Below are 12510 nucleotides of genomic sequence, written 5' to 3'. Positions count from 1 at the left end.
TCATGCTCAGCAGAAGCTAGATGTCCCTCAGTCGCGTCTCGGTCACCGCGGTGCGCAATCTGCACCCGGTGACCTTCTCCCCCTCCCCCCGCATCAATATCCTCCATGGCGCCAACGGCAGTGGCAAAACCAGCGTGCTGGAAGCCATCCATTTGCTCGGGCTTGCGCGTTCCTTTCGTAGTGCGCGCCTGTTGCCGGTGATTCAGTACGAGCAATTGGCATGCACGGTGTTTGGCCAAGTCGAATTGGCTGAGGGCGGGCACAGCAGCCTGGGCATATCCCGTGATCGCGGCGGTGAATTTCAAATTCGCATTGATGGGCAAAATGCTCGCAGTGCCGCGCAGCTCGCGGAAATTCTGCCGCTGCAACTGATCAACCCAGACAGTTTCCGCCTTTTAGAAGGCGCGCCAAAAATCCGCAGACAGTTCCTCGACTGGGGAGTGTTCCACGTGGAACCACGGTTTATGGCCACGTGGCAGCGGTTGCAGAAGGCCCTGCGGCAGCGGAACTCGTGGCTGCGGCATGGTACACTTGACGCCGCTTCGCAAGCAGCTTGGGACCGGGAACTGTGCCTGGCCAGCGACGAAATAGATGAATACCGCCGTGCCTATATCAAAGCCTTGAAACCAGTCTTTGAACAGACCTTGAGTGAGTTGTTGGATCTCGAGGGGCTGACGCTGAGTTACTACCGTGGTTGGGATAAAGAACGTGAGCTGAGCGCAGTGCTCGCCACCTCTTTACAACGGGATCAGCAAATTGGCCACACCCAGGCAGGCCCCCAACGCGCTGATTTGCGCCTTAGATTAGGCGCACATAATGCCGCGGACATCTTGTCCCGTGGTCAGCAGAAGTTGGTGGTGTGCGCATTGCGGATCGCGCAGGGTCATCTGGTTAGCCAGGCTCGCCGCGGTCAGTGTATTTATCTGGTGGATGACTTGCCGTCTGAACTCGACGAGCAACACCGCCGCGCGTTATGCCGCTTGTTGGAAGACTTACGCTGCCAGGTGTTTATCACCTGTGTAGACCACGAATTATTGAGGGAAGGCTGGCAGACGGAAACGCCAGTCGCTTTGTTCCACGTGGAACAAGGCCGTATCACCCAGACCCACGACCACCGGGAGTGAAGGCATGAGCGAAGAAAACACGTACGACTCGACCAGCATTAAAGTGCTGAAAGGTTTGGATGCCGTACGCAAACGTCCCGGTATGTACATCGGCGACACCGATGATGGTAGCGGTCTGCACCACATGGTGTTCGAGGTGGTCGACAACTCCATCGACGAAGCTTTGGCCGGTCACTGCGACGACATCAGCATCATCATCCACCCGGATGAATCCATCACCGTGCGCGACAACGGTCGCGGCATTCCGGTCGATGTGCACAAAGAAGAAGGCGTATCGGCGGCAGAGGTCATTATGACTGTGCTCCACGCCGGCGGTAAGTTCGACGACAACTCCTATAAAGTCTCCGGCGGTTTGCACGGTGTAGGTGTGTCCGTCGTGAACGCGCTGTCCGAAGAGTTGGTGCTTACGGTTCGCCGTAGCGGCAAAATCTGGGAACAGACCTACGTGCATGGCGTTCCACAGGAGCCGATGAAAATCGTTGGCGAGAGTGAAACCACCGGTACGCAGATCCACTTCAAACCGTCTGACCTGACCTTCAAGAATATTCACTTCAGCTGGGACATCCTGGCCAAGCGTATTCGTGAACTGTCCTTCCTCAACTCCGGTGTGGGTATCGTTCTCAAGGACGAGCGCAGCGGCAAAGAAGAGCTGTTTAAGTACGAAGGCGGCCTGCGTGCATTTGTTGAATACCTGAACACCAACAAGACAGCGGTTAACCAGGTGTTCCACTTCAACATCCAGCGTGAAGACGGCATCGGCGTGGAAATCGCCTTGCAGTGGAACGACAGCTTCAACGAGAACCTGTTGTGCTTCACCAACAACATTCCTCAACGCGACGGCGGCACTCACTTGGTGGGTTTCCGTTCCGCGCTGACGCGTAACCTGAACAACTACATCGAAGCTGAAGGCTTGGCCAAGAAGCATAAAGTCGCCACCACCGGTGACGATGCTCGCGAAGGCCTGACGGCGATTATCTCGGTGAAAGTGCCAGACCCTAAATTCAGTTCCCAGACCAAAGACAAGCTGGTGTCTTCCGAAGTGAAGACCGCAGTGGAACAGGAGATGGGCAAGTACTTCTCCGACTTCCTGCTCGAGAACCCGAACGAAGCCAAGCTGGTTGTCGGCAAGATGATCGACGCCGCACGTGCGCGTGAAGCAGCACGTAAAGCCCGTGAGATGACCCGTCGTAAAGGCGCGTTGGACATCGCAGGCTTGCCGGGCAAACTGGCCGACTGCCAAGAGAAAGACCCTGCCCTCTCCGAGCTGTACCTGGTGGAAGGTGACTCTGCTGGCGGTTCCGCCAAGCAGGGTCGTAACCGTCGCACCCAAGCTATCCTGCCGTTGAAAGGCAAGATCCTCAACGTTGAGAAAGCCCGCTTCGACAAGATGATTTCCTCTCAGGAAGTCGGCACGTTGATCACGGCGCTGGGCTGCGGTATCGGTCGCGACGAGTACAACATCGAGAAGTTGCGCTACCACAACATCATCATCATGACCGATGCTGACGTCGACGGTTCGCACATCCGTACACTGTTGCTGACCTTCTTCTTCCGTCAGCTGCCGGAGCTGATCGAGCGTGGTTACATCTACATCGCTCAGCCGCCGTTGTACAAAGTGAAAAAGGGCAAGCAAGAGCAATACATCAAAGACGACGACGCCATGGAAGAGTACATGACGCAGTCGGCCCTGGAAGATGCAAGCCTGCACTTGAACGACGAAGCCCCGGGCATCTCCGGTGCGTCACTGGAGCGTCTGGTTAACGACTTCCGCATGGTCATGAAGACCCTCAAGCGTCTGTCGCGCCTGTACCCTCAGGAACTCACCGAGCACTTCATCTACCTGCCGGCTGTAAGCCTTGAGCAGTTGGGTGACCATGCAGCGATGCAGGATTGGCTGGCCCAATACGAGGTGCGCCTGCGCACCGTCGAGAAGTCTGGCCTGGTCTACAAAGCCAGCCTGCGTGAAGACCGTGAACGTAACGTGTGGCTGCCAGAGGTTGAACTGATCTCCCACGGCCTGTCGAACTACGTCACCTTCAACCGCGACTTCTTCGGCAGCAATGACTACAAGACGGTCGTAACCTTGGGCGCGCAACTGAGCACGCTGTTGGACGACGGTGCTTATATTCAACGTGGTGAACGCAAGAAGCAGGTCAAGGAATTCAAAGAAGCCCTCGACTGGTTGATGGCCGAAAGCACCAAGCGCCACACCATCCAGCGATACAAAGGTCTGGGCGAAATGAACCCGGATCAACTGTGGGAAACCACCATGGACCCCGCTCAGCGTCGCATGCTGCGCGTGACCATCGAAGACGCCATTGGCGCGGATCAGATCTTCAACACCCTGATGGGTGATGCGGTCGAGCCTCGTCGTGACTTCATCGAGAGCAACGCCCTGGCAGTGTCCAACCTGGATTTCTGATCAGGTAACCCTGCTACAACAAAAAGGCCAACGCTTAGCGTTGGCCTTTTTTATTGCGCGATATTTGAGAATGCTCCACGTGGAACATCGCATTTCTCAGCGAGCTTAGGCCGGCGTCACACTCTCCGATCGATACCCATACCCATAAATCGTCAGTAACTGCCAACCGCGATCCGCGGTCAGCCCCAGCTTGTTACGCAGCCGATAGATATGCGTGTCGAGTGGCCGCGATGAGACTATTTCCTCATGCGTCCAGAAGCGCTCATACAGGTATTCCCGAGACAGCGGGCGTGTCAGGTTGGCAAACAAGCAGCTCGCCAAGCGGTATTCGCGCTCGGTCAATGTGATCGGTTTACCCGCGCGGGTGACGGTCAGCTCCGCATCGTCGAAGGTAAGGTCGTTGAAACTCTGTACTTCATGGGTGGAAGATTTTTGCAGGCCGTGGCGGCATAAAACAGCGCTGACATCGAGCCTTTAGCTCGTTGGGGCGGAACGGTTTGCTGAGGTAATCATCCGCCCCGCAATTGCCAACCGCGTTGCTCGTGAAGTGTTTGGTAATGACCTGGTACTGAAAACATCCTGGAGCAACTCGCCGACCTGGGGTATCCGCCGCTGCACAATGGCGTTCGCCCTGCCCTCTCGGCGATCCTGGCGTTGCTGGATGTGCATAACGACACCTCACCGATATGTGCCCGGATCGAGCAACAGGTGAAGTATGCCTTGAGCCTCACCGAATTCTTCGTGCAGTTGGCCAAAGCCGCAGCAGATCTGCCGGAGCTGTTCAGCCAATATCGGCGGTTTGATTCGGTGCGAGGCAGCGTGGGCCTGACGATGGTTAAAGCGGTGATAGAGCGCCACGGCGGGCGCATTTTATGTCAACGCGAATGGGGTAAGGGCTCTACCTTCAGCCTGCGATTGCCGTTGCTGGACGACTGAAATATCCGGCTTTTTGGTTGTGCATAAAAAACCGGTCTCAAGGACCGGTTTTTTAATGCGCGAAAAACTTATGCACGGTTTTCGATATTTTATGAGCTTAAGAAATATGTAATAAAATCAGCTCGTTATGGGCAAAAAATGGCAGTTTTCGAACAAACCGTGCACAGGTTATCCACAATTTTTTATAGCACTGGCGTCTCGACCACAACAGGCTCCGGCGGCAACGAACCCATGGCGCGTTGCTGCGCTTCGTTCCATGCCGCAGCGCGGTCATTCAGTGCGGCAATCGCACGCGGGCCTTCGCCTTCGGCGTACATGGGCTGGCCAATCACCACGGTGATCGTGCCGGCACGTTTCGCCCAGCCAGTCTTCGGCCAGAACTTGCCGGCGTTGTGCGCAATCGGCAGCACCGGCAGGTTGGCGTTGACCGCGAGTGCTGTGCCGCCGCGCGAAAACTTGCCAACAGTGCCGAACGGCACGCGAGTACCTTCCGGGAAGATCAGCACCCAAACGCCATCTTTGAGCAGCTCGTCGCCCTTCTTGGCCACATGCTTGAGCGCAGCCTTGGGGTTATCCCGGTCGATAGCGATCGGCCGCAGCATGGCCATGGCCCAGCCGAAAAACGGCACGTACAGCAACTCACGCTTGAGTACCTGGCTAAGCGGCGAGAAGTACGCCGAGAGGAAGAACGTCTCCCACGTGCTCTGGTGGTTCGACAGAATCACGCAAGGCTGCTGCGGGACGTTTTCAGCGCCCTTGATTTCGAAGCGGATGCCGAGGAATACCTTGCTCAGCCACAACGCGCAGCGGCACCAATAAACGTTGATAAAACGATAGCGCGCCTTGAACGGCAGGAACGGCGCAATAAAAAAGCTCAGGGTGCACCAGAGAAACGAACTGGTGCCCAGCAGCAGGTAAAAGAAAAAGGTTCTGATGGCCTGCAAGATCGACATGGCAGCATTTACCGTTGCGGGTCATGGCCCGCCTGCTAAAAGCGCACTCCCGAGCAATCCTGATCAGGACGTCGGGGCGGCTAGTTGTTAATAAGTTCTGCGGCAACCGCCGCCAGATCGTCAAAAATCAAGGTGCCTACCGGCAGGTTTTTCGCCTGGGTCTTTTCGCCTTTGCCGGTCTTCACCAAAACTGGCTGAGAGTCGACGGCTTTGGCCGCCTCCAGGTCACCGAGGCTGTCCCCGACAAACCATAGCCCAGCCAGCGGTACCTTGTAATGTTCTGCAATGGTTTTCAACATACCGGGCTTGGGTTTGCGGCAATCGCAGCCCTCATCCGGCCCGTGTGGGCAATACACCACCAACCCCAGCTCACCGCCCTGCTCGGCCACCAATGTGCGCAAGCGCGCGTGCATGGCGTCCAGCGTGGCGATGTCGTAGTAACCGCGGGCGATGCCGGACTGGTTGGTAGCGATGGCCACCGTCCAGCCGGCTTTGCTCAACTGCGCGATGGCCTCAATCGAGCCGGGCAGTGGAATCCATTCCGCCACCGATTTGATGTAAGCGTCGGAGTCATAATTAATCACCCCGTCCCGATCGAGAATCAGCAGTTTCACCATGGTCAGCTCAGCGTCGAAATATCAGCGATATTGACGAACAAGCCGCGCAGACGCGCCAGCATGGCGTAGCGGTTTTTGCGTACACCCGCATCTTCGGCATTGATCATCACGGCTTCGAAGAACGCATCCACCGGCTCACGCAAGCTGGCCAGTCGCGCCAACGCTTCGGCGTAATTACGCTCGGCGATCAACGGCTTCACCGCGTTTTCGGCTTTGGCGATGGCGGAGTTCAGTGAGAACTCTTTGGCATCGGCAAACAGCCCCGGGTCGACTTCGGTATTGCCGAGGTTATCGGCCTTGCTCAGCAGGTTCGACACGCGCTTGTTCACCGCAGCCAGTGCATCGGCCTCCGGCAGTTTGCGGAACGCTTGCACGGCTTGCACGCGTTGGTCGAAGTCCAGCGCCGAACCCGGTTGCAGGGCACGCACCGACAGGTACACGGACACGTCCACGCCTTCGTCTTCGTAACGCGCACGCAGGCGGTCGAAGACGAATTCGAGCACTTGCTCGGCCAAGCCGGCTTGCTTGACCTTGGCGCCGAACTGGCCGACCGCGAACACCACGGCTTGGGTCAGGTCGAGGTCGAGCTTTTTGTCGATCAGGATGCGCAGCACGCCCAGCGCGGCACGGCGCAGGGCATACGGGTCTTTGCTGCCTGTGGGCAACATGCCGATACCGAAGATACCGACCAGCGTATCGAGCTTGTCGGCGATGGCCACGGCCGCACCGGTCAAGGTGGTCGGCAATTCTGCGCCGGCACCGCGCGGCATGTACTGCTCGTTCAGCGCCAGAGCTACTTCGTCCGGCTCGCCATCGTTGAGGGCGTAGTAGTAACCGGCGACGCCTTGCATCTCAGGGAACTCGCCAACCATCTCGGTGGCCAGGTCGCATTTGGACAGCACACCCGCGCGCGCAGCCCAGGCAGCGTCACCGCCGATGCGCGGCGCAATGTAGGCGGCCAACTTGGAAATGCGTACGGCTTTGTCGTAAACGCTGCCGAGTTTTTCCTGGAACACCACGTTTTGCAGGCGCAGGTTGAAGTCTTCGAGCTTCTGCTTTTTGTCTTGCTTGAAGAAGAACTCGGCGTCGGTCAGGCGCGGGCGAACGACTTTCTCGTTACCGGCGATGATCTGTTGCGGGTCCTTGCTTTCGATGTTGGCCACGGTGATGAAGCGCGGCAGCAATTTGCCGTCCACGTCCAGCAGGCAGAAATACTTCTGGTTGTCCTGCATGGTGGTGATCAGCGCTTCTTGCGGCACGTCGAGGAAACGTTCTTCGAACGAGCACACCAGCGGCACCGGCCACTCAACCAGCGCGGTCACTTCATCAAGCAGGTTTGGCGGCACGATAGCGGTGCCTTCCTGCTGGCGGGCCAGCTCTTCGGTGCGCTTGCTGATCAACTCGCGACGCTCGTTGGCATCGGCCAGCACGTAAGCAGCGCGCAGGTCGGCGGCGTAGTTGGCCGGCGAGGTGATGCGCACAGCTTGCGGGTGGTGGAAGCGGTGACCACGCGATTCGCGACCTGCGGTTTGGGCGAGGATCGTGCAATCGATGACTTGGTCACCGAGCAACATCACCAGCCACTGGGTTGGGCGTACGAATTCTTCTTTGCGCGCGCCCCAACGCATGCGCTTGGGGATCGGCAAGTCGTTCAGCGAGTCTTCGACGATAGTCGGCAACAGGCTGGCGGTTGGCTTGCCGGTGATGACCTGGCTGAAACGCAGTTTCGGGCCGCTCTGGTCGATTTCACTCAGCTCGACGCCACACTTCTTGGCAAAACCCAGCGCGGCTTGAGTCGGGTTACCTTCTGCGTCGAACGCCGCCTGACGCGGCGGGCCGTCGAGGTTGATGCTGCGGTCCGGTTGCTGGGTTTCCAGCGCGGTCAGCAACACGGCCAGGCGACGTGGCGCGGCGTAGACTTTTTTCGCTTCAAACTTCAGGCCAGCGCTGTGCAGGCCTTTTTCGATACCGGCCAGGAACGCATCGGCCAGGGTATTGAGTGCCTTGGGTGGCAGCTCTTCGGTGCCCAGTTCAACCAAAAAATCTTGAGCACTCATTGTGCAGCCTCCAGCTTAGCCAACACTTCATCACGCAGGTCCGGGGTTGCCATCGGGAAGCCCAGCTTGGCGCGAGCCAGCAGGTAGGCTTGGGCGACGGAACGCGCCAGGGTGCGTACACGCAGAATGTATTGCTGACGCGCGGTTACCGAGATGGCACGGCGGGCGTCCAGCAGGTTGAAGGTATGGGACGCCTTCAAGACCATTTCATAGCTCGGCAACGGCAGCGGCTGGTCGAGTTCGATCAGGCGCTTGGCTTCGCTTTCATAGAAGTCGAACAGTTCGAAGAGTTTTTCGACGTTGGCGTGTTCGAAGTTGTAAGTGGATTGCTCCACTTCGTTCTGGTGGAACACATCGCCATAGGTGACTTTGCCGAACGGGCCGTCAGCCCACACCAGGTCGTACACCGAGTCCACGCCCTGCAGGTACATGGCCAGGCGCTCGAGACCGTAGGTGATCTCGCCGGTCACCGGGTAGCACTCAATGCCGCCGGCTTGCTGGAAGTACGTGAACTGCGTGACTTCCATGCCGTTCAGCCAAACTTCCCAACCCAGGCCCCAGGCGCCCAGCGTTGGCGACTCCCAGTTGTCTTCGACGAAACGGATGTCGTGCACCAGTGGGTCCAGGCCAACATGTTTCAGCGAGCCGAGGTACAGCTCCTGAAAGTTGTCCGGGTTTGGCTTCAACACCACCTGAAACTGATAGTAGTGCTGCAGGCGGTTCGGGTTTTCGCCGTAGCGGCCGTCAGTCGGGCGACGACTGGGCTGCACATAAGCGGCGTTCCAGGTTTCCGGGCCGATGGCCCGCAGGAAGGTAGCGGTGTGGAAAGTGCCGGCGCCTACTTCCATATCGTAGGGCTGAAGTACCACACAACCTTGCTCGGCCCAGTATTGCTGGAGGGCGAGGATCAAGTCTTGGAAGGTACGCACGGCTGGCGTAGGCTGGCTCACGAAATTCACCTGTTACTTGGGCTGCGATTTAAAGAGCGGGAGTATACCCGATTCGGCCGCGCCACCATCCCCTGGAGCCTTATGCCACGCTGCTTTTGGTGTTCTGAAGATCCGCTGTACATGGCTTATCACGATCAGGAGTGGGGAACGCCGCTGCGCGATGCGCAGGGCTTGTTCGAGTTACTTTTGCTCGAAGGGTTCCAGGCGGGCCTGTCCTGGATCACCGTTTTACGCAAACGCGAGCATTATCGAAAGGTCCTGTTCGGCTTTGATGCGCAGCGCTTGGTGCAACTGACCGACGCCGAGATTGAAGCGCTGATGCTCGACCCCGGCATTGTGCGCAATCGCCTCAAGCTCAACGCCACCCGGCGTAACGCCGCCGCCTGGCTGGCGCTGGAAGATCCGGTGGGTTGGCTCTGGTCGTTTGTCGGCGGCGTGCCCAAGGTCAATCACTTCAAGGACCGCAGCCAAGTCCCGGCGATCACGCCAGAAGCCGAAGCCATGAGTAAAGCCTTGAAAAAAGCCGGCTTCACCTTTGTCGGCCCGACCATTTGCTACGCATTCATGCAGGCCTCGGGCATGGTCATGGACCACACCCAAGACTGCAACCGTTACGCGGTTTTGGCCAACGCCGGTTAGAATGGCGGTTTTGCGCACTACATTTGATCAGGAGTGACCTGTGGAAAAGTTTAAAGGCGCCTTGCTGGTAGGCGCTCTGCGGTTGTTTGCCCTGCTGCCTTGGCGCGCTGTACAGGCCGTCGGCACGGCGATTGGCTGGATCATGTGGAAAACTCCCAACCGCTCGCGCGAAACGGTGCGGATCAACCTCTCCAAATGCTTCCCGGACATGGACCCTGCCGCGCGCGAGCGCTTGGTCGGCCAGAGCTTGATGGACATCGGCAAGTCCCTGACCGAAAGCGCCTGCGCGTGGATCTGGCCGGCGCAGCGCTCCATCGATCTGGTGCGCGAAGTCGAAGGCCTGGACGTGCTGCACCAAGCCTTGGCCTCGGGCAAAGGTGTGGTCGGCATTACCAGCCACTTGGGCAACTGGGAAGTGTTGAACCACTTCTATTGCAGCCAGTGCAAACCGATCATTTTCTACCGCCCGCCCAAGCTCAAGGCGGTGGATGATTTGCTGCGCAAGCAGCGCGTGCAACTGGGTAACCGCGTCGCGGCGTCGACCAAGGAAGGCATTCTCAGTGTGATCAAAGAAGTGCGTAAAGGTGGCCAGGTGGGCATTCCTGCCGACCCGGAACCGGCAGAGTCGGCCGGCATCTTTGTACCGTTCTTCGCCACTCAGGCGCTGACCAGCAAGTTCGTGCCGAACATGCTCGCCGGTGGCAAGGCGGTTGGCGTGTTCCTGCACGCCCTGCGGCTGCCGGACGGCTCGGGTTACAAAGTGATTCTGGAAGCCGCGCCGGAAGACATGTACAGCACCGACACCGCCACCTCCTGCGCGGCGATGAGCAAGGTGGTCGAGCGTTATGTCGGCGCTTACCCGAGCCAGTACATGTGGAGCATGAAACGCTTCAAGAAACGCCCGCCGGGTGAGGCGCGGTGGTATTGATATACGGCTGACTCAAGGTCGACAACAAACACTGTGGGAGGGGGCTTGCTCCCGATGGCGATCTATCAGTCACAGATAAATTGACTGATACTCTGCTATCGGGAGCAAGCCCCCTCCCACATTTTTGGCCTGAGCAGTTAAGCCAACTTTTTGGGTAGCGCGTTAAGCCTTGCGGTCGAGTTTCTTCAGGAACACCGTCATCTCTTTCTCGGCCTGTTTGTCGCCATGCGCCTGGGCCGCTTCGATACCCTTCTCCCACGCCTGTCGTGCTGCGCCACTGTCACCCTGCGCTTGCTGCGCCTTGCCCAACAACTTCCACGCCGCCGAGTACTTCGGATCAAACTCCACGCACCTGAGCAAATGCTCCGCCGCCTTGGCGTAGTCCTTAAGGTCCAGATAACCCTTGCCTAAACCAAAGCGCAGCAGCGAGTTATCCACACCCTTGGCGAGCATTTTCTCCAGCGATTCGAGCATGCAGGTGTACTCCGTTGTGTCAGAAGAAGCTCAGCCCAACGTGGAATAACTTCTCCACATCGCGGATGTGTTTTTTATCCACAAGGAACAGGATCACGTGGTCGCCCGTGGCAATTACTGTGTCGTCGTGGGCGATGATCACTTCTTCGTCACGGATGATCGCGCCAATGGTGGTGCCCGGCGGCAAGCCGACATCGCGAATGGCCTTGCCGATAACCTTGCTCGACTTCGAATCGCCGTGGGCAATTGCCTCGATGGCTTCCGCCGCGCCACGCCGCAGCGAGTGCACGCTGACAATGTCGCCACGGCGCACGTGCGCGAGCAACGTGCCGATGGTCGCCAGTTGCGGGCTGATGGCAATGTCGATGTCGCCGCCCTGAATCAGGTCCACGTAAGCCGGGTTGTTGATGATGGTCATCACCTTCTTCGCCCCCAGCCGCTTGGCCAACAAGGAAGACATGATGTTGGCCTCGTCATCGTTGGTCAGGGCCAGGAAAATATCCGCGTCGGCAATGTTTTCTTCCATCAGCAGGTCGCGGTCCGAGGCACTGCCTTGCAGTACGACAGTGCTGTCGAGCGTGTCGGACAAATGCCGGCAGCGCGCCGGGCTCATCTCGATGATTTTCACTTGGTAGCGGCTTTCAATCGCCTCGGCCAAGCGCTCGCCGATCTGCCCACCGCCAGCGATGACGATGCGTTTGTAGGTTTCATCGAGGCGGCGCATTTCGCTCATGACGGCGCGAATATTCGCCTTGGCGGCGATGAAAAACACTTCGTCGTCGGCCTCTATCACCGTATCGCCTTGCGGCAGAATCGGCCGGTCGCGACGGAAAATCGCGGCTACGCGGGTTTCTACATTCGGCATGTGTTCGCGCAGTTGGCGCAGTTGCTGACCCACCAGCGGCCCGCCGTAATAGGCTTTTACCGCGACCAATTGCGCTTTGCCGCCGGCGAAGTCGATCACCTGCAAGGCGCCGGGAATTTCGATCAGGCGCTTGATGTAATGCGTGACCACCTGCTCCGGGCTGATCAGCACGTCGACTGGAATCGCGTCGTTGTCGAACAGGCCGGCGCGGGTCAGGTAAGCCGCCTCACGCACGCGGGCGATTTTGGTCGGGGTGTGAAACAGGGTGTGGGCGACCTGGCAGGCGACCATGTTGGTCTCGTCACTGTTGGTCACGGCCACCAACATGTCGGCATCGTCGGCGCCTGCCTGGCGCAGCACTGTCGGGAATGACGCGCGGCCTTGCACGGTGCGGATGTCGAGGCGGTCACCAAGGTTGCGCAGGCGCTCGGCATCGGTGTCGACCACGGTGATGTCGTTGGCTTCGCTGGCCAAATGTTCAGCCAGCGAGCCACCCACCTGCCCTGCCCCGAGGATGATGATTTTCATCCGGTCACTCCCTTAAA

General features: G+C 58.5%; 10 protein-coding genes and 2 pseudogenes. 5 read left to right on the top strand and 7 right to left on the bottom strand.

From position 1 onward, the window contains the following. Positions 1-20: 20 nt before the first annotated feature. Together recF and gyrB are read left to right on the top strand one after the other, a co-directional pair. Entirely contained in the window at positions 21-1124 is a 1104-nt protein-coding gene (gene recF / locus ACOZK9_RS18750; protein ID WP_010565854.1) for a DNA replication/repair protein RecF, read from the top strand. Positions 1125-1128: 4 nt separating this feature from the next. Continuing rightward, positions 1129-3546 (top strand): DNA topoisomerase (ATP-hydrolyzing) subunit B, encoded by a 2418-nt coding sequence (gene gyrB, locus ACOZK9_RS18745; protein WP_058415819.1) that lies wholly within the window; start codon positions 1129-1131, stop codon positions 3544-3546. 105 nt (positions 3547-3651) lie between these two features. On the opposite strand, the pseudogene ACOZK9_RS18740 reads toward gyrB, so the two are convergent. Beyond that, positions 3652-4072, bottom strand: a pseudogene (locus ACOZK9_RS18740) (response regulator transcription factor); the annotation flags it as partial. Between ACOZK9_RS18740 and ACOZK9_RS18735 the strand changes: the two are divergent. Next, a pseudogene (locus ACOZK9_RS18735) lies at positions 4070-4482 on the top strand (ATP-binding protein); the annotation flags it as partial. The pseudogenes ACOZK9_RS18740 and ACOZK9_RS18735 sit on opposite strands and share 3 nt — an antisense overlap. Positions 4483-4664: 182 nt before the next feature. On the opposite strand, the gene ACOZK9_RS18730 reads toward ACOZK9_RS18735, so the two are convergent. The 4 genes from ACOZK9_RS18730 to glyQ all read right to left on the bottom strand — a co-directional run bounded on the left by ACOZK9_RS18730 (position 4665) and on the right by glyQ (position 9059). Beyond that, positions 4665-5435: a lysophospholipid acyltransferase family protein gene (locus ACOZK9_RS18730; RefSeq protein WP_058415821.1), complete on the bottom strand. Its 771-nt coding sequence runs from the start codon at positions 5433-5435 to the stop codon at positions 4665-4667. Positions 5436-5515: 80 nt separating this feature from the next. Next, a complete protein-coding gene (gmhB, locus tag ACOZK9_RS18725) occupies positions 5516-6052 on the bottom strand; it encodes a D-glycero-beta-D-manno-heptose 1,7-bisphosphate 7-phosphatase (RefSeq protein ID WP_152747534.1) in 537 nt (178 codons plus the stop codon). A gap of 2 nt (positions 6053-6054) precedes the next feature. Continuing rightward, positions 6055-8109: a glycine--tRNA ligase subunit beta gene (gene glyS / locus ACOZK9_RS18720; RefSeq protein WP_421556327.1), complete on the bottom strand. Its 2055-nt coding sequence runs from the start codon at positions 8107-8109 to the stop codon at positions 6055-6057. Continuing rightward, positions 8106-9059, bottom strand: coding sequence for a glycine--tRNA ligase subunit alpha (gene glyQ / locus ACOZK9_RS18715; protein ID WP_003213601.1), 954 nt, complete (start codon positions 9057-9059; stop codon positions 8106-8108). Before glyQ ends, glyS begins: the two co-directional genes overlap by 4 nt. A gap of 81 nt (positions 9060-9140) precedes the next feature. Between glyQ and ACOZK9_RS18710 the strand changes: the two genes are divergently transcribed. Then, positions 9141-9698, top strand: coding sequence for a DNA-3-methyladenine glycosylase I (locus ACOZK9_RS18710; RefSeq protein ID WP_421556326.1), 558 nt, complete (start codon positions 9141-9143; stop codon positions 9696-9698). 40 nt (positions 9699-9738) lie between these two features. Further along, positions 9739-10626 (top strand): lysophospholipid acyltransferase, encoded by an 888-nt coding sequence (locus tag ACOZK9_RS18705; protein ID WP_058415824.1) that lies wholly within the window; start codon positions 9739-9741, stop codon positions 10624-10626. A 162-nt stretch (positions 10627-10788) separates the two neighbouring features. Here ACOZK9_RS18705 and ACOZK9_RS18700 read toward each other — a convergent pair whose 3' ends face one another. Together ACOZK9_RS18700 and trkA are read right to left on the bottom strand one after the other, a co-directional pair. Then, positions 10789-11100, bottom strand: a complete 312-nt coding sequence (locus ACOZK9_RS18700; RefSeq protein WP_421556325.1) for a tetratricopeptide repeat protein — start codon at positions 11098-11100, stop codon at positions 10789-10791. Between the two features lie 19 nt (positions 11101-11119). Continuing rightward, on the bottom strand, positions 11120-12493 hold the full coding sequence (gene trkA, locus ACOZK9_RS18695; protein WP_058415826.1) for a Trk system potassium transporter TrkA: 1374 nt from the start codon (positions 12491-12493) through the stop codon (positions 11120-11122). Positions 12494-12510 lie beyond the last annotated feature (17 nt).

Origin of the sequence: Pseudomonas kitaguniensis (genome assembly GCF_049199985.1) — a bacterium.
Classification (GTDB): Bacteria; Pseudomonadota; Gammaproteobacteria; order Pseudomonadales; family Pseudomonadaceae; genus Aquipseudomonas; species Aquipseudomonas kitaguniensis.
Note: the sequence above shows the minus strand (reverse complement) of the source record. Positions and strands in the feature narration are given on the sequence as shown.